General features: G+C 50.3%; 17 protein-coding genes. 8 read left to right on the forward strand and 9 right to left on the reverse strand.

Going from position 1 to position 16,172, the window contains the following annotated elements; translation table 11 throughout:
• Positions 1-233 precede the first annotated feature (233 nt).
• Together edd and ACTHTA_RS06715 are read left to right on the forward strand one after the other, a co-directional pair.
• Positions 234-2,069: a phosphogluconate dehydratase gene (gene edd / locus ACTHTA_RS06710; RefSeq protein WP_070591071.1), complete on the forward strand. Its 1,836-nt coding sequence runs from the start codon at positions 234-236 to the stop codon at positions 2,067-2,069.
• A gap of 90 nt (positions 2,070-2,159) precedes the next feature.
• The gene (locus ACTHTA_RS06715) at positions 2,160-2,798 is read left to right on the forward strand and encodes a bifunctional 4-hydroxy-2-oxoglutarate aldolase/2-dehydro-3-deoxy-phosphogluconate aldolase (protein WP_308887682.1); all 639 of its coding nucleotides are present in this window, start codon (positions 2,160-2,162) and stop codon (positions 2,796-2,798) included.
• A gap of 63 nt (positions 2,799-2,861) precedes the next feature.
• Here the strand turns inward: ACTHTA_RS06715 and ACTHTA_RS06720 are convergent, their stop codons facing one another.
• From ACTHTA_RS06720 to ACTHTA_RS06740, 5 genes are all read right to left on the reverse strand, one after another.
• Positions 2,862-4,466 carry an NAD(P)-binding protein gene (locus tag ACTHTA_RS06720; protein ID WP_308887681.1) on the reverse strand — a complete coding sequence of 535 codons (1,605 nt, stop codon included), beginning with the start codon at positions 4,464-4,466 and terminating at the stop codon, positions 2,862-2,864.
• A gap of 198 nt (positions 4,467-4,664) precedes the next feature.
• The gene (gene speD, locus ACTHTA_RS06725) at positions 4,665-5,027 is read right to left on the reverse strand and encodes an adenosylmethionine decarboxylase (protein ID WP_308887680.1); all 363 of its coding nucleotides are present in this window, start codon (positions 5,025-5,027) and stop codon (positions 4,665-4,667) included.
• A complete protein-coding gene (locus tag ACTHTA_RS06730; RefSeq protein WP_308887679.1) occupies positions 5,024-6,718 on the reverse strand; it encodes a DUF4178 domain-containing protein in 1,695 nt (564 codons plus the stop codon). The genes speD and ACTHTA_RS06730 overlap by 4 nt, the downstream gene beginning before the upstream one ends.
• 203 nt (positions 6,719-6,921) lie before the next feature.
• Positions 6,922-7,935, reverse strand: a complete 1,014-nt coding sequence (locus ACTHTA_RS06735) for an SPFH domain-containing protein (protein WP_308887678.1) — start codon at positions 7,933-7,935, stop codon at positions 6,922-6,924.
• 50 nt (positions 7,936-7,985) lie between these two features.
• Complete coding sequence (locus ACTHTA_RS06740) at positions 7,986-8,384, reverse strand: DUF350 domain-containing protein (protein WP_191620663.1); 399 nt, start codon at positions 8,382-8,384, stop codon at positions 7,986-7,988.
• A gap of 205 nt (positions 8,385-8,589) precedes the next feature.
• On the opposite strand from ACTHTA_RS06740, the gene ACTHTA_RS06745 reads away from it, so the two are divergent.
• On the forward strand, positions 8,590-9,342 hold the full coding sequence (locus tag ACTHTA_RS06745) for a CPBP family intramembrane glutamic endopeptidase (RefSeq protein WP_308887677.1): 753 nt from the start codon (positions 8,590-8,592) through the stop codon (positions 9,340-9,342).
• Between the two features lie 73 nt (positions 9,343-9,415).
• Here the strand turns inward: ACTHTA_RS06745 and ACTHTA_RS06750 are convergent, their stop codons facing one another.
• Complete coding sequence (locus ACTHTA_RS06750; protein ID WP_101755303.1) at positions 9,416-9,763, reverse strand: hypothetical protein; 348 nt, start codon at positions 9,761-9,763, stop codon at positions 9,416-9,418.
• 174 nt (positions 9,764-9,937) lie between these two features.
• On the opposite strand from ACTHTA_RS06750, the gene ACTHTA_RS06755 reads away from it, so the two are divergent.
• Together ACTHTA_RS06755 and ACTHTA_RS06760 are read left to right on the forward strand one after the other, a co-directional pair.
• Positions 9,938-10,828 (forward strand): DMT family transporter, encoded by an 891-nt coding sequence (locus ACTHTA_RS06755; protein WP_308887676.1) that lies wholly within the window; start codon positions 9,938-9,940, stop codon positions 10,826-10,828.
• A gap of 18 nt (positions 10,829-10,846) precedes the next feature.
• On the forward strand, positions 10,847-11,203 hold the full coding sequence (locus ACTHTA_RS06760; RefSeq protein ID WP_070748995.1) for an STAS/SEC14 domain-containing protein: 357 nt from the start codon (positions 10,847-10,849) through the stop codon (positions 11,201-11,203).
• Between the two features lie 158 nt (positions 11,204-11,361).
• On the opposite strand, the gene argS is transcribed toward ACTHTA_RS06760, so the two are convergent.
• A complete protein-coding gene (gene argS, locus ACTHTA_RS06765; RefSeq protein WP_308887675.1) occupies positions 11,362-13,080 on the reverse strand; it encodes an arginine--tRNA ligase in 1,719 nt (572 codons plus the stop codon).
• A 153-nt stretch (positions 13,081-13,233) separates the two neighbouring features.
• Between argS and ACTHTA_RS06770 the strand changes: the two genes are divergently transcribed.
• Both ACTHTA_RS06770 and ACTHTA_RS06775 read left to right on the forward strand, forming a co-directional pair.
• Entirely contained in the window at positions 13,234-13,770 is a 537-nt protein-coding gene (locus ACTHTA_RS06770; protein WP_308111864.1) for an isochorismatase family protein, read from the forward strand.
• 13 nt (positions 13,771-13,783) lie between these two features.
• Positions 13,784-14,284 (forward strand): GNAT family N-acetyltransferase, encoded by a 501-nt coding sequence (locus ACTHTA_RS06775; protein WP_049329819.1) that lies wholly within the window; start codon positions 13,784-13,786, stop codon positions 14,282-14,284.
• A gap of 57 nt (positions 14,285-14,341) precedes the next feature.
• Here ACTHTA_RS06775 and tehB read toward each other — a convergent pair whose 3' ends face one another.
• Positions 14,342-15,211: an SAM-dependent methyltransferase TehB gene (gene tehB / locus ACTHTA_RS06780; RefSeq protein ID WP_049329818.1), complete on the reverse strand. Its 870-nt coding sequence runs from the start codon at positions 15,209-15,211 to the stop codon at positions 14,342-14,344.
• 12 nt (positions 15,212-15,223) lie between these two features.
• Positions 15,224-15,613 (reverse strand): PH domain-containing protein, encoded by a 390-nt coding sequence (locus ACTHTA_RS06785; protein ID WP_049329817.1) that lies wholly within the window; start codon positions 15,611-15,613, stop codon positions 15,224-15,226.
• Positions 15,614-15,732: 119 nt separating this feature from the next.
• On the opposite strand from ACTHTA_RS06785, the gene rnhA reads away from it, so the two are divergent.
• Positions 15,733-16,170, forward strand: coding sequence for a ribonuclease HI (gene rnhA, locus ACTHTA_RS06790; protein WP_049329816.1), 438 nt, complete (start codon positions 15,733-15,735; stop codon positions 16,168-16,170).
• The last annotated feature ends 2 nt before the right edge of the window (positions 16,171-16,172 follow it).

A 16,172-nucleotide genomic window follows, 5' to 3' on the forward strand; every position in this document is an offset into this window, starting at 1 on the left:
AATTGACTATACCTCGATTTAAATCAAATTTCTTCCACTTAGCGAATTATTCTGTAACAAAATTACAGAATTTGTACTATAATACGCAGACACTTCGAAGAGGAATCTTCAACATTTCAGACGGCACTCATTATTTATTCCCACAGCTCCAGGCCGTCTGAAAAACACCCAATACAAAAATCAGAAACGCGCAAACAAAATTCCTATCACATCGTTTTGCCAGGAGACAGCACATGAACCCCACTCCTATTCACCCTAAACTCGCCGAGATTACCGAGCGCATCATCGAGCGCAGCCGCCCGACGCGTGAAAAATATCTGGCGAAAATCCGCAGTGCCAAACAGATGGGACGCTTAGAGCGCAACCAACTCGGCTGCAGCAACTTGGCGCACGGCTATGCCGCCATGCCCAAAAGCATCAAAATCGAAATGCTTCAGGATACTGTTCCCAACTTAGGCATCATCACTGCCTACAACGACATGGTTTCCGCACACCAACCGTTTAAGGACTTCCCCGACCAAATTAAAGACGAAGCGCAGAAAAACGGCGCGACTGCACAAGTCGCCGGCGGTACGCCTGCCATGTGCGACGGCATCACGCAAGGCTATGCCGGCATGGAATTGTCGCTGTTCTCCCGCGACGTGATTGCCATGAGCACCGCTATCGGTCTGTCTCATCAAATGTTTGACGGCAGCCTGTTTATGGGCGTATGCGACAAAATCGTTCCCGGCTTGATGATCGGCGCTTTGTCTTTCGGCCATATTCCGGGCATCTTCGTTCCGGCAGGCCCAATGTCCAGCGGTATCGGCAATAAAGAAAAAGCCCGTACCCGCCAACTTTTCGCAGAAGGTAAAGTCGGCCGCGATGCGTTGCTTGAAAGCGAAATGGGCTCTTACCACAGCCCGGGTACTTGTACTTTCTACGGTACCGCCAACTCCAACCAAATGATGATGGAAATGATGGGCGTGCACCTGCCTGCCGCTGCCTTCGTCCACCCTTACACCGACCTGCGCGAAGCCCTGACCCGCTACGCAGCCGGACACCTCGCGCGCGGCATTAAAAACGGCACCATCAAACCATTGGGTGAAATGTTGACCGAAAAATCCTTCATCAACGCCCTGATCGGCCTGATGGCGACCGGCGGCTCGACCAACCACACCATGCACCTCGTTGCCATGGCGCGCGCCGCAGGCGTGATTTTAAACTGGGACGACTTCGACGAAATTTCATCCATCATCCCATTGCTGATCCGTGTGTATCCAAACGGCAAAGCCGACGTGAACCACTTTACCGCAGCCGGCGGCCTGCCTTTCGTCATCCGCGAATTGCTGGACGCAGGCCTGTTGCATGACGATGTCGATACCGTCGTCGGACACGGTATGCGCCACTACACCAAAGAGCCTTTCCTCATCGACGGCAAACTCGAATGGCGCGAAGCCCCTGAAACCAGCGGCAATGAAGACATCCTGCGCAAAGCCGACAACCCGTTCTCCCCAGACGGCGGTTTGCGCCTGATGAAAGGCAACATCGGTCGCGGCGTGATTAAAGTGTCCGCCGTGCGCGAGGGCTGTCGCATCATCGAAGCGCCTGCCATCGTGTTCAACGACCAACGCGAAGTGTTGGCTGCGTTTGAGCGCGGCGAGTTGGAACGCGATTTCGTCTGCGTCGTCCGTTACCAAGGCCCGCGCGCCAACGGTATGCCCGAATTGCACAAACTGACCCCGCCTTTGGGCATCCTGCAAGACCGCGGCTTCAAAGTGGCGTTGCTTACCGACGGCCGTATGTCCGGCGCATCCGGCAAAGTTCCGGCCTCCATCCACATGACGCCTGAAGCCCTGATGGGCGGCAATATCGCCAAAATCCGTACCGGCGACCTGATCCGCTTCGACTCCGTTACCGGCGAACTCAACGTCCTGATCAACGAAGCCGAATGGAACGCCCGCGAAGTCGAACGTATCGACTTGAGCGCCAACCAACAAGGTTGCGGCCGCGAACTCTTTGCCAACTTCCGCAGCATGACCAGCAGCGCAGAAACCGGTGCCATGAGCTTCGGCGGCGAATTTGCCTAAACCCTTTTCAGACGGCCTTTTAAAACAAACAGGCCGTCTGAAACCATGTTAACGAACCTATTACGATACAGTCCCCAACGGAGACCTAAAATGTCCAAACTGACCCCACGCGAAATCCTGACAGCCGGCGCAGTTGTGCCGGTAATGGCGATTGACGACTTGAGTACTGCCGTCGATTTATCCCATGCCCTTGTCAAAGGCGGCATTCCCACCCTCGAAATCACCCTGCGCACCCCTGTCGGCCTCGACGCCATCCGCCTGATTGCCAAAGAAGTACCCAACGCCATCGTCGGCGCAGGTACGGTAACCAATCCCGAACAGCTCAAAGCCGTCGAAGACGCAGGCGCAGTTTTCGCCATCAGCCCAGGTTTGCACGAATCCCTCGCCAAAGTCAGCCACAACAGCGGCATCCCCCTGATTCCCGGCGTTGCCACTCCGGGCGAAGTCCAACTGGCTTTGGAACACGGCATCGACACCCTCAAACTCTTCCCTGCCGAAGTCGTTGGCGGCAAAGCCATGCTCAAAGCCCTGTACGGCCCTTATGCTGATGTTCGCTTCTGCCCGACCGGCGGTATCAGTTTGGCATCCGCACCCGAATACTTGGCGCTGCCTAATGTCTTGTGCGTCGGCGGCTCATGGCTGACTCCGAAAGAAGCCATCAAAAACAAAGACTGGGACACCATCACCCGTCTTGCTCGCGAAGCTGCCGCTTTGAAACCCAAAGCCTAATCAGGTCATAAGGTTAAAAAAAAGGCTGTCTGAATATGATTTCAGACGGCCTTTTTATATCAATTAAGCCAACACTTTCCGTGCCGCTTCCACACCCCAATACAAAGCCTCTTCAAATACCGAATAGCTGCTTAAGTCACTGTGTGCAAATAATAATCCAGAATTTCGGTTTCTGATTTTTAATAAAGCCTCATCGCTTAAATAGCCGGGTTTCGGCACGCTCATGCCATGCCCGCGAACGGTAATGTCAACATGGGAAACATGCCGCCAAAAGCCTTCGCCGTAAGCGGTAAGCAGATCTTGGGCGGCAAGCTGGAGCAGCTCTTCGTCGCTTGCTTCAAGCAGCTGGCGGCGGACGGCTTGTGGCGTATCGTGGTTGAGCGCGGCATAGGTGGTAAAAATCGTGCGTTCAGGACGGGCAACCCGGATAAGCTGGTTGGTCGCAACAACATAGCCCAGCCCTTGGCTGCCATAAACCACATTGTCCCACGCAAGTTCGCTATTGTTTTTTTCTTTCGGAAAACTGTGCAGTTCAAAATTGGAAACCAGCCATGGCGCGTATTCGGGAATGTCCAGACCAAATTGTTCGGGAGATTCAATAACGCGGGCTGCAACCATCAGCGGCATGGCGGAGATAACGTGTTGCGCGGTTACGGCAACGGTTTCCCCTTTTGCATTATCACGCAGCCACACTTCAATCCGGCCATCCGAAAGCGGTTTGATTTTGACGGCAGAAGCATTAATTGAAGCAGGCTTCTCCAAACGGATACTGCTTTCAGACGGCCATTGCCAGTCCTCCTGCAAACCGGCATGACGGCGCAAGCTTTCAGAAAGATGCGCCAAACCTTCGGGCCAAGTGAGGACGGTTTCCGCGCTGTTGCGGGCGGCAAAATAATGCAATCCGGCAAAGGCAGACACTTGCCCAATACCTTGCCCGTAATCGTCGCGGCAACAATAATCGAGATACCATAAAAGCTCGGGCGAGTGGTAGCCCTCCTGCTCAAGCCATTGTTTGAACGTCAGATTATCGAGTTTGCGCCATGTCTCATCGGCCGATGACAGCGCAATCGGAATGGCAAAAATTTTCTTACCGTCATTGCCGTAAACCTGTTTCAGACGGCCTATCAAATCAAAAAACCGTTTGGAGTCCGCATCTTCTTTCGGCAATAAATGTTCCACCCATTTATCCTGATATAAAAGGCGCGATTCGGGCGCATAAACCAAATCGGTTTCCCTAAAGCTGCCGTCCGACTGCAAAATACCGAAATCTGCCAGCATCTCGCGCACATACACGCTTTCTTTCGACGGCAAAGCCAAATAATGCGCACCGCTCGGCGCTTTCAGGCCGGCTGAAGACGTATAGGCGGCATTGTTGCCATTGCGTTCAAACCCTTCTGCCAATAATACATCGCAGTGATTATGCTTCGCCAAATACCACAACGCCCCCAAACCAGCCGCACCGCCACCGAGTATCAAGGTATTGCATTCATAACGACGGGTCGGCTGATTGATCAATTCTCCGTCGCGCAACAAATGCCCCAACGGCAAGCCGACACGGTTAATAGAAACCGGCGGTTTGCGATTGAGGTATTTATAAGTCTGCCAAGAAAAAGCAGTGGCAGCGCCAAGCGCGGCAGTATAGCTGAGAAATTGACGGCGGGTTAGCATAATAAATTATTGCTTTTCAGTATTTTTTTAGGAAAGCAAGTCATACACCCCTTTCTCTGTAAGATACCCATTATTTCCAAATGCCTTCATGTTATAGAACCGATAACACTTAACCAGCAATAAATTAACATCTCCTGAAATATCAAATGGCGTATGCTTGGCGTTGAACTTTTGCCCCTCTTGCCAATATTGATAAAACTAAAATAAAGTCAAATCACTGCCTCTATTTACAACCGTCCAATCCACCCGTTCCGCCGCCAACTCCCTGTACAACACTTCCTTCACTTTTTCCAATTTCATACCGCCGCAGATAAATGCGTCAATGGCGGCGAAACGGTGTTCCGGCCAAGTATGGATACTGATATGGGACTCGGCAAGCAGCAAAACGCCGGTTACGCCGCCTGCTCCGCCAAAGGTATGGAAATGTTCAGTTAATATGGTGGCTTCTGCGGCCTGTGCGGCAGCTGCCAAAGCGGTTTTCAGACGGCCTTCATCTTTTAAGATGGCTTCGTTGCAGCCGTATAAGTCCAATAGGCCATGATTACCGGGCATGTGTGTCATTTATGGCCTCCGGAATAGCCGCTTGAATAACCGCCGTAGCTTCCTCCTGAATGAACTCGGCTACTGTCATCATCCAAATCAGATAAATCTGCATAATTCATCATCGTAATAAAAACAATCAAAGCCATTGCACAAATAACATATCCCACTCGAGAGATACTCTGTTCGCCATTTTCATCTCTCTTCCGTCCAACTATAAAAAGAGCATAGACACCCCAACCGATAAGAAATATATCGAACAGTATATCGAAGCCATTCATAAACAATGACGGAATATTGACGATAACCAAAATAGCAATCATCAGAAGTCGTAATTTTTCATCGATATCATCTGCACTCATTTTCACGGTGTAAGATGATATTTTATTGGTCAATTCAAATGCATCCGCAATTTCCCGATAAGTAATGGGGGTACTTTTGCTCCATGACATTTCGTGACTGTTTAGTTCTGCGCCAAGCTTTCGACTTCGCCCATCTCGGTAGTCGCTGTAATAATTCAAATCACCGCTTCGGACACGCCAATAAAACGCTCCGCTGGCAATCCTGACCCGTCCGCCATAGTCATAAAGTTTGCCATAGCCTTGCGGTTGGCGGTTGCGGTCGAGGCGCGGCCAATCGTTCAAGGTTTCGGAAATATTCCAACCTTCATCAGCTTCAACCAGCCATAAGAAACCCTGTGTAGGATTGTAAAGCAGATACTCTGTCCACTGCCCTTCTGGTGCCAATGTATGTTTGGCTCCTTTGAACAAGTTATCAAATGTTTCCTGCGCATCTGTTTCTAAATATCGGATTGCGCCGATAACATGAAACTCTTTATTTTTCAGACGGCCTATCGAGCCGACAGGCAGAGTAAACATCGTATTTTGGGACAAACGCAGATTGTTGGCGGTAATAAGCTCCGCTTTATCTTTGCCGACTGCCAATTCGCTGCCGCAACTTTGACAGTTCAGATGAGAAGTCAGACCGTTCACCCAATGAATGGATGAGCCGCAGTTAGGACAGTTTTCTGAAGTAATACTGCCTTTCAGACGGCCTGCGCTTTCTTTAATTTCATCTTCGTGGCGCGTGTTTTCCAGCTTCAAATCATCTAGGTTTACCATCCTCCCGAAGAAAGCTTCGGGTGTTGTGTTGCTGTAATCGAGCGTGATGAAAAGGTTTTCGCAACGCCAGTCGGAAACCCGATTTTCTGTATCCTCTTTCAAAAAAAACGGCAATTCGCCCTGCGCGGCGGCACGTTTCAAACTGATTTTGCGGACATCGGAGGCAATATAGCGCTTATCTTGAAAAGTCAGCTCACTAAATCCGGCTCGCGTGTCTTCAAATTTCGGCGGATTATCGATTTCGACCGGCATGGTCATCACATATAAATCGCCCGCCTCTGAAAGCCAACCTGCCCTACCGTCGTCAAATAACGCATACCATTCATTCCACGCACCATCGTCGTATTGCACCTGAAGCCGTCCAACCAAGGTAAAGCGTTGCGCGACAAATGTGCCGCTGGTTCCGATTTGCAACGGACTAAAATCTTCCAGCAATGCGGAATCGCGGCCGGAATCGACAACGCCGTTATCTTGCCGCACCAGCATGCTGTTGCAATAGCCGCACACCAGCGTCACAGCAGAAGCAGAATGCGCTTCGACAGGTGCGCCGCAGCTTGGGCAGTCGGTTTTGAAGAAAGGAGTTTGAGACATGGATTTGCTTTTTCAGAATGGGTTGGGATGTTTCAGACGGCCTTAACGTTTATATCAACTGGTTTTATCAATGATTTCAGATTAGAAACAAACCAAATCGCCGAACGGACTCACTCAAATGATTCAAAAGGCCGTCTGAAACCTTTTCACAGAAGCAGTTCAACGCTTCTTTGAATGATATTTTTCAGACGGCCTTCAATTGATTAACCAATCAACTGTTTCAACACTTCAGCCTTGGCCTTATCAAAATCTTCTTGCGAAATCAAACCGCCATCCAGCAAAGACTTGAGTTTCATCAATTTCGCCTGCGGATCTTCGGCAGCCGGCTGAGCATTTTGCTGAGCCTGTTGCACATTCGGCTGCATCATGCCTGACATGGCACCCGCCATCGCCTGACCAATACCGGCACCCACGCCCAAGCCTGCACCGATTCCGGCAAGTCCGCCTTCATTTTGTGCCGCAAGCGGGATGGATTCGGCGGTTTGATATTGGGTGTAGCGTCCCAAATCGCCGATAACGCCCATCGAAATTTTCTTATCCAACGCAGCCTGAATAGACGCAGGCAAGGTAATGCTTTCAACAGTGAAATTTTCTAACGCCAAACCCAGCTTGGCAAATTCCGCACCGAGCAATTCGCCGATTTTTTGCGACAGCAAAACTTGGTTCGCCGCCATATCCAAGAATGGGATACCGGAGCTGCCAAACGCGGCCGCCAATTGGGTGACTGCAATATTGCGCAGCTGGTTTTCCAAGTCTACACCGCTGTATTGCGCCGCCACGCCGCTGACTTCTTTGAAGAATTTTGCCGGATCGCTGATGCGGTAAGAATACATACCGAACGAACGCAGTTGCACCGCGCCAAACTCGGCATCGCGCACGGTAACAGGTTGGGATGTACCCCATTTTCGTGCGAGCTGTTGTTTGGTATTAAAAAAGTAAACATCCGATTTAAACGGGGATTCAAAGAGCTTGTCCCAGTTTTTCAAGTTGGTCAGCACTGGCAACGTTTGCGTATTAAGCGTGTAACGCCCCGGACCGAACACGTCGGCGGTCACGCCTTCATCGACAAACATCGCCATCTGCGCCTCACGCACAGTCAAGCTCGCACCGTTTTGGATCTCCTCATCGGCAATCGGAAAACGCCACATCAGCAGGCTGTCATCGGGATTCGGCCATTGAATGACGTCGATAAACTGTTTCTTGATAAAGTTGAACATTTCAACTCCTTATAAAATAAATCGGGATACAAAATTCAAGGTATGGGTATTCAAGTCAAGCAAGCAGCGTTCAAAATGCCGATCGAGATGGACACTGCACCAAACAACGCGCCGACGGCGACATTATTACCAATGAGTTCTGCGGTAGCGCCTTTAATCATCATTGTTGCAGCAAAATAGACAAAAATCTGAATCACTGCTGCGGCAAATCCCCACAGGATAAAATCGATGAAGCTGACACTGTGGGCAATACTTGAGGCAAGCGTCAGACAGAAACCGACCAACGCGCCGCCAAACGCCAAGGCGCAGGCAAGGTTGCCGTTTTTAATCAGGCGCAATTCTTCGGCAGGGGTAATCCGCAGATATACGGCACCGAAAACTACAGTCATGGCAACACCTGCCAACATATATTGCAGGTAAAGCAGATATTGGGACAGAGAAATACTCACGATAAGATTCCTTGTTTTGCAATAAAGTGATTATGCCATATTTTTGAAGATAAACCCTTCGGAAATATGGCATTTTTAGAAGCGCTTCAGGCCGTCTGAAACGGTCAGATTTTTTAATTCATGTTTTATTGTGATAATTGTTGACGATTTTTGTATATTTATGTAACTATTGCGCACCGCTATTTATTAGAACAAAGAGGAGAATATGAGCATACTCGCCGCCATCCGCCCTAAAGAGCCTTTGCTCCATCTGCGCTGGTTTGACATGCTGATTGTGACCGCCATCCTGTTCGGTCAATTTGCCTACCGTTCTACCCAACTTTATATCGCCAGCCTGATGCCGCAAGTGAAGACAGCCTCTGCTACCGAAGAAGTGCGCGATACTGCGGTAACCGGCGTGGCTTATTCGGAAAACATGAGCCTGCAGCTGACGCTGCTTGCTATTGCTCTGGTTTACCTCGTTATCCGCCGTTTCGACTTCAAACAGTTGCCGATTCGCTTTAATTTAGGCGTATTGTTTTGGACACCTGTAATTTTTATCCTGATGGGTCTGACCGCCGATGCGGTAACTTCGTTAAGCGGCGGCTACAATTACTTTACCACCGAAATTTTCCAATACATCAAACCATTATCCATCTTCGACAAATTCGCCGCCCTTGCGCCGATGGCCATCCTCTACGGCCTTTTAAACGGCTTTTATGAAGAATTCTGTTTCCTCGGTCTTTTGACCTGCGTGGAAGACAAATACAAATGGCAGGCATTGGCCTATTCGACCTTGGTGCGCGTCTCCTTCCATACTTACCAAGGCATGCTTTGGGCGACCGTTATCGGCGTTGTTTTCGGCTTGATGTACTACTTCTTCTACAAATACAAAGTCAAAAACCTGCTGCCGTTTTTCCTGATTCACGCCTTGGCAGATATCTTCGGCTCCGGCTTCATCTATTTGATTTGCGCTTAATAGCAACGGTTGGATGAATAAACAAGGCCGTCTGAAACATTATTGTTCAGACGGCCTTTTATCATCTATCGGTTTACTTAATCAAAGTAATTGCCACATCCGCATCTTCGGTTGCAACAGCCTCAATCACTGCATCGCCGCCAAACCTCAACACCGAGCCTGCGCCGACCGTATGCTTTTCAGTCTGATTCAACGTCACGTCAAAGCTTCCTTTTCCAACGGCAAAAATCAGCGTTTTAAAACCCGGATGATCGTGCGGTTTAATCTGCTCCCCTTTCTTCATGTCTTTCTTAACAACCATGTAATTTTCGCCGCTGAAAATTTTACCGTTTTCGGAAGAAACCTCTCCCAAAGGCGCGGCAGAAACGGCAATGGAAAACAAAGCAGACAGCAATACAGCAGGAATATTAGATACTTTCATGACAAGCCTTTCTTAAAACAGGGCTTCCATTCTATAAAAACCCGCTTTATTATTCAATAACAATTCTCATTTCCTAATAAAAAGGCCGTCTGAAACCCAACGATATTTTTCAGACGGCCTGATTGACCTGTATAATATTTTCTTATTAATAAAATCGCTTTACATACCCATCAAATGGAAACCATCAGAAAAGATCCGCTCGGCTCGGCATGGGTGGTTATTGCCACGCTCGGCTTTACCGTCATGAACCTCTCCGTCAAAGCCGCCTCTACACATTTCGGTTTTTCCAGCGGCGAGCTGGTCTTTTGGCGCATGCTGGTCTCCACCCTGTTCTTAGGCATCATGGCCAAAGTGCAAGGCAACACATTTTCCACGCCGCATTGGAAAACCCATCTCAACCGCAGCGTCATCGGCACGCTTGCCATGATGTGCACGCTTTATTCCGTCATACATCTGCCGCTGGCAACAGGCGTCACGCTCAACTACACCTCCTCCATCTGGCTTGCCATCTTTTCATTTTTCATTTTAAAAGAACGAATTACGCTTTATACCCAAGCCATTCTGGTTATGGGCTTTATCGGCGTTATCCTGTTGCTCAATCCATCTTTTCAAGGCGGACAGGAATTTGCCGCACTGGTCAGTTTGGCAGGCGGCGCCATGTCAGGCTGGGCGTATTTGCAAGTGCGCGAACTCTCGCTTTTGGGCGAACCGGGCTGGCGCGTGGTGTTTTATCTGTCGCTTACCGGTCTGATTATGTCCGCCATTTGGAGCTGCTTTACCGGCTGGCATCCGCTGACCGTGTCTTCCCTACCCTATCTGGCCGGCATCGGCATCTCCGCCATGATTGCCCAACTGGCCATGACCCGCGCCTATAAGGTCGGCAAGAAATTTACCGTTGCCTCGCTTTCCTACCTGACCGTCGTTTTCTCCGCCCTGTCCGGCGTACTGCTTTTCGGCGATAAAATCACTTGGCAGGAAGCCGCCGGCATGGTTATCATTGTTGCAGGCGGCGTGTTCAGCAGTTTTACTCCGGTCTCAATCAAAAAATTCCTGATGAAGCAATAATTTAACAAGGAGAACACCATGATTTCCATCCGCGAACAATCTTACGGCTTAAACGTAGCGCTGTACAACGAGTTCACTTTGGACGATTTCCGCCAATTGGAAGAAGCCTTGTTGGCCGAAAAACAAAAAGTCCATCTGCCCGACATCCTGTTGGACTTGTCCATGCTGAAAGACTTCACCATCGATATGGCGGTCGAGCAAATCAAATTCCTCAACCAACACGAAACCGACTTCGGCCGCGTTGCCGTCATTACCGACGACATCTGGATCAAACTCGGCGCGCGCCTTTCCAGCCTCCTGACCAACCAACACCCAAAATATTTCAGCGATGCCACCGAAGCACAGGCTTGGTTGTTGGCAAGCAATTTGAAATAAAGACAAGGCCGTCTGAACGCATTACCTGAGCAAATTCAAAACCGCTTAGGCTCAAAATCAACGGCATCACAATATTTTTCAAAGCATAAAAAAAGGCCGTCTGAAACCTTGCAACCTGCAACGTTTCAGACGGCCTTTCATCGTTTTTATTCAAAAACTTACATGACATCCAATACATCAATACCCAACAACTCCAAGCCTTGTTTCAGCGTATCGCCGGTCAGCTTCGCCAGTTGCAGGCGGCTGTTGCGGGTTGCGCCTTCTGATTTCAGTATTGGGCAGGCTTCGTAGAAGCGGCTGAACAAAGTGGCGATTTGGTAGAGGTAGGCGGCGAGGTAGTGCGGATATGCCGTGTCCGCCACGCTTTGCAGTACGTCTTCAAATTTCAGCAGCTCGGCGGCAAGCTGTTTTTCCAGCGGTTCGGTCAAAACGGTTGGCGCGGTCGCGTCCCATTCGCCGGCTTTGCGGAACACGCTTTGCACGCGGGTGTAGGCGTATTGCAGGTAGGGGGCTGTGTTGCCTTCAAACGAGAGCATGGCGTCCCAGTCGAATACATAATCGCTGGTGCGGTTTTTGCTCAAGTCGGCGTATTTGACCGCGCCGATGCCGACGGTTTTACCGATTTTTCCTGCTTCGTCTGTGCCCAATTCAGGATTTTTCTCTTTCACCAAAGCGGTGGCGCGCTCGACAGCTTCGGTCAGCAGGTCAACCAGTTTTACAGTATCGCCGCTGCGCGTTTTGAACGGTTTGCCGTCTTTGCCCATCATGGTGCCGAAGCCGATAAACTCGGCTTTTGCATCTTCCGGCAGATAGCCTGCTTTGCGGGAAGTGGTGAAAAGTTGTTCGAAGTGCAGGGCTTGGCGGTGGTCGACGACGTACAGCAGGCGGTCGGCTTTCAGACGACCTATGCGGTAGCGCAGACACGCCAAATCGGTGGAAGCATAGAGGAAGCCGCCGCCTTGTTTTTGCACGATAAACGCGGCAGGTTCGCCCTCTTTGTTTTTGAACTCGTCCAAGAATACGACTTTCGCGCCGTCGTCTTCGACTGCCAAACCTTTTTCGACCAAATCATCGACCACGGGTTGCAAATCGTCGTTGTACTTCGATTCGCCCGCCACGTCTTCTGGGCGCAGTTTCAAGCCCAGCGTGTCGTAAACGGCTTGGGCGTGCGAGAGTGAAATATCGACAAACTGTTTCCACAATGCCAACACGGTTTCATCGCCGCCTTGCAGCTTCACAACGTATTCGCGCGCGGTGTCGGCAAAGGCAGGGTCTTCGTCAAAGCGCACTTTGGCGGCGCGGTAAAACTGTTCCAAATCCGCCAGCTCAAACGCGGCATTGTCTTTTTGCTGCTCAACTAAATAAGCGACCAACATGCCGAACTGCGTACCCCAGTCGCCGACGTGGTTTTGACGGATAACGGTGTTGCCCATAAACTCCAACACGCGCGAAATGCTGTCGCCGATGATGCTGGAACGCAGATGGCCGACGTGCATTTCTTTGGCAAGATTAGGCGAAGAATAGTCGATAACGACGGTTTGCGGTTTGTCGGTTTTGCGGACGCCCAAATGGCCGCTGTGCAGCGCGTGGGAAAGGTTTTGCGCCAAAAAGTCGGCGCGCAGGCGCAGGTTGATGAAACCCGGGCCGGCCACTTCCGCGCTTTCAATCACGGCGTTATCGGCCAATGCTTCGGCCACTTTTTGCGCCAATTCGCGCGGATTTTGTTTGGCTTTTTTCGCCGCACCCATCACGCCGTTGATTTGGAAATCGCCGAAATCGGGATTTTTCGCCGCCTGCAATACGACGGGGCTGTCAGACAAACCGGCAGCGGCAAAGGCTGCTTGGGCTTCACGTTCGACGGTTTGGTATAAATTCATGTTGTCGGTCTCTATCAATTCAAATCAGGCGGTATTTTAAAAGAATTTCGGGCTTTAAAACAGGGCAAGCTGCAATACTTTTCCAGCGGCTTGTTATATGATTGCATTCTGATTCAACGATTTTGCCGTAAAGGCCGTCTTAAAGGAAAAGCCATGAACCCCAAAAATACGCTTTGTCTGATTGTCGATATTCAAGAACGCCTGCTGCCCGCCCTTTCCGGCGCGGACGAAATGTTGGAACGCTGCCGCCTGCTGATTCAAGGTTTGACGGCTTTGGACATTCCCTTTGCCGTAACCGAACAATATCCGAAAGGTTTGGGCAACACCGTATCCGCCGTATCGTTACTTTTGTCCAAAGGTACGCCTGTTGTCGAAAAAACCCGATTCTCGGCGTTTTTACCTGAAATTCAGGAAATATTACGCAAAAACGACATTAAAAACGTTATTTTGGTGGGTGCGGAAGCGCATATCTGTATGCTTCAGACGGCCTTGGATTTGAAGGCGCAAGGTTATGCCGTATCCCTGCCTTTTGAATGCACCGCCTCGCGCACAACGGCCAACCGCGACAATGGGTTGGCGCAACTGAGCCGTCAGGGCATTATCATTTCCAATGTCGAAAGTATTTTGTTCCAACTGCTCGGCGATGCCAAACATCCGGTCTTTAAGACTATCTCCAAACTGATTCAATAACAGGCCGTCTGAAATGCAATACACCATCCGCCCTGCCCTGCGCCAAGACTTGCCCGCCATCGTCGATATTTACAACAGCACCGTGGCCACGCGCCAATCTACTGCCGATTTGTCGCCGACCACGGTTGCCGAACGCGAAATATGGTTTGCCGCGCACACGGACAAACGCCCGATCTACGCCCTTTACGATGCCGACGGTACAGTCTTAGCATGGGGCAGTTTCAGCGACTATCATCCGCGCTACGCCTACCACATCAGCGCGGAAGTCAGCATTTATGTCCGCCACGATATGCGCGGCGCAGGCGTGGGCAAAATCCTGTTGCGGCACATGCTCGAACGCGCGCCATCCTTAGACATCCACAACGTCATCGCGCTTGTGTTCGGCCACAACTATCCGAGCCTAAACCTGTTTCACCGTTTCGGTTTTAAAGAATGGGGGCGGCTGCCGCACGTCTGCGATTTGGAAACCATGTTGGCAGACGTGGTGATTTTGGGCAAAAGGATTGTCGATTGATGACGACAAAGGCCGTCTGAAAACTGAATTCAGACGGCCTTTTTTACGGCAAAACCTTTATTCCGGTTTCTTCGCCAGCATGGTGACGAATTTAAACTGAATCGGATTGCCGAATTCGTCTTTCGCGTGCATCGAACCCAGCTCTTCCTTGTATTCTACCAATTCCCAATCCTTATAGTATTCGCGCAGCTCGCCTTCGCTGAATTTGAACGGGAACGGCATCGGGCAAGGGAAATCTTCCGTATCCATTGCAGAAACAATCAGGTTGTAGCCGCCGGAGTTGGTGTGTTCCTTCATATTGGCAATCACGTCAGGAACGTAACGCGGCATCAGGAACATAAACACCACGGTTGCCACCATATAATCGAAGTTTTCCTGAATATTGGCGGCATTGAGGTCGTATTCAAACGCGCGGACATTCAGTTCTTCGATACGCGCCAGCTCTTCCACGTTTTGAACCGCGTTCGGATTATTATCGACAGCGGTAACGTCAAAACCTTTCAAACCCAGATACAGCGCATTGCGGCCCTGACCACAGCCCATATCCAAAACCTTGCCGACGGGCACGATATCTTCGGCGGCGCGGACGGCCGAATGTGTCGCGCTCATGCCGTATTTCTTATTGAAATAGTCCGCCGCCTCACAGTAAAACGACAGTTGGATTTCCGTGTCTTGCGTTTGCGGCGCGATAAAGTGCCATGCTTGCGGATGGATAATCCAATCATCGCTTTCAGGCGTCAGTTCGTGCGTAGCCGTAATATTGCCCGCTTCGTCCACTTCATTGAAGTTCAGACGGCCTTGGAGGACATTGAGGCAGCCCCAAGTACCGGCGGCGGTATTGTGTTTGGACAATAAGGCTTCGGGAATCTCGTCCGCCGTCCACACCGGCATCTGTTTGTAACAAAACAATTCTTGCTGTTCGCTCATCATATTTCCTTTCTATTTTGACGGTTTCAACACAGCTTCTGCCAAGGCTTTCTGAATGGCAATCACACTCTTGTCGCTTTTAAACTGCAAGGTTTCGGTTGGCGCTTCGCTGGAAGAAACCCAAATCTTCAGCTCGGCATCCAAATCGAAATGACCCGAGGTTTCCACCGAAAAGCGCGACACAGAACGGTACGGAATCGAACGGTAAGACACTTTCTTACCGGTCAACCCCTGCTTGTCCACCAACACCAGCCGATATTCGGTAAACACAATCAAATCGCGCACCAGGCTGAATGCCATTTTTACCTGTTCACCATCAATCAGGATATTCGCCAAATCGCGTTCGACCGCATCGGCGTCTTTTTGCGAAGCATTGCCCAAAAGGCCGCTGAACAATCCCATATCTGCCTGCTTTCTATACGAGTGATAAGTGCAGGGTATTTTACACGCGCAAACCGTATTTGCCGATATTTCAGACGGCCTTATGTTATGATACCGCCTTATTCGACAAAGACATGCCCATGGATAAACCCGTTTACCTCTACACAGACGGCGCATGCAAAGGCAACCCCGGCGCAGGCGGCTGGGGGGTATTTATGCGCTACGGCACACACGAAAAAGAATTGTTCGGCGGCGAAGCCGAAACCACCAACAACCGCATGGAGCTGACCGCCGTCATCGAAGGCCTGAAATCCTTAAAACGCCGCTGCCAAGTCGTCATCTGCACCGACTCGCAATACGTCAAAAACGGCATGGAAAGCTGGATACACGGTTGGAAAAAAAACGGCTGGAAAACCTCCGCCAAGAAACCGGTCAAAAACGATGATTTATGGAAAGAGCTGGATAGTTTGGTTCAACAACACGATGTCCGCTGGACGTGGGTAAAAGGCCACGCCGGACACCCTGAAAACGAAAAAGCCGACGAGCTCGCTAATCAAGGGGCGGCAAAATTTGCATAACA

This window comes from Neisseria sp. P0013.S005, assembly GCF_051958425.1.
Lineage (GTDB): Bacteria > Pseudomonadota > Gammaproteobacteria > Burkholderiales > Neisseriaceae > Neisseria > Neisseria subflava.

Bases quoted from the DNA above. Each gene is read 5' to 3' on its own strand.
- edd (WP_070591071.1), top strand. From the start codon at position 234: ATGAACCCCACTCCTATTCACCCTAAACTCGCCGAGATTACCGAGCGC.
- ACTHTA_RS06775 (WP_049329819.1), top strand. From the start codon at position 13,784: ATGCAATACACCATCCGCCCTGCCCTGCGCCAAGACTTGCCCGCCATC.
- ACTHTA_RS06715 (WP_308887682.1), top strand. From the start codon at position 2,160: ATGTCCAAACTGACCCCACGCGAAATCCTGACAGCCGGCGCAGTTGTG.
- ACTHTA_RS06785 (WP_049329817.1), bottom strand. From the start codon at position 15,613: ATGGGATTGTTCAGCGGCCTTTTGGGCAATGCTTCGCAAAAAGACGCC.
- speD (WP_308887680.1), bottom strand. From the start codon at position 5,027: ATGACACACATGCCCGGTAATCATGGCCTATTGGACTTATACGGCTGC.
- argS (WP_308887675.1), bottom strand. From the start codon at position 13,080: ATGAATTTATACCAAACCGTCGAACGTGAAGCCCAAGCAGCCTTTGCC.
- ACTHTA_RS06760 (WP_070748995.1), top strand. From the start codon at position 10,847: ATGATTTCCATCCGCGAACAATCTTACGGCTTAAACGTAGCGCTGTAC.
- ACTHTA_RS06745 (WP_308887677.1), top strand. From the start codon at position 8,590: ATGAGCATACTCGCCGCCATCCGCCCTAAAGAGCCTTTGCTCCATCTG.
- tehB (WP_049329818.1), bottom strand. From the start codon at position 15,211: ATGAGCGAACAGCAAGAATTGTTTTGTTACAAACAGATGCCGGTGTGG.
- rnhA (WP_049329816.1), top strand. From the start codon at position 15,733: ATGGATAAACCCGTTTACCTCTACACAGACGGCGCATGCAAAGGCAAC.
- ACTHTA_RS06755 (WP_308887676.1), top strand. From the start codon at position 9,938: ATGGAAACCATCAGAAAAGATCCGCTCGGCTCGGCATGGGTGGTTATT.
- ACTHTA_RS06750 (WP_101755303.1), bottom strand. From the start codon at position 9,763: ATGAAAGTATCTAATATTCCTGCTGTATTGCTGTCTGCTTTGTTTTCC.
- ACTHTA_RS06735 (WP_308887678.1), bottom strand. From the start codon at position 7,935: ATGTTCAACTTTATCAAGAAACAGTTTATCGACGTCATTCAATGGCCG.
- ACTHTA_RS06730 (WP_308887679.1), bottom strand. From the start codon at position 6,718: ATGTCTCAAACTCCTTTCTTCAAAACCGACTGCCCAAGCTGCGGCGCA.
- ACTHTA_RS06720 (WP_308887681.1), bottom strand. From the start codon at position 4,466: ATGCTAACCCGCCGTCAATTTCTCAGCTATACTGCCGCGCTTGGCGCT.
- ACTHTA_RS06770 (WP_308111864.1), top strand. From the start codon at position 13,234: ATGAACCCCAAAAATACGCTTTGTCTGATTGTCGATATTCAAGAACGC.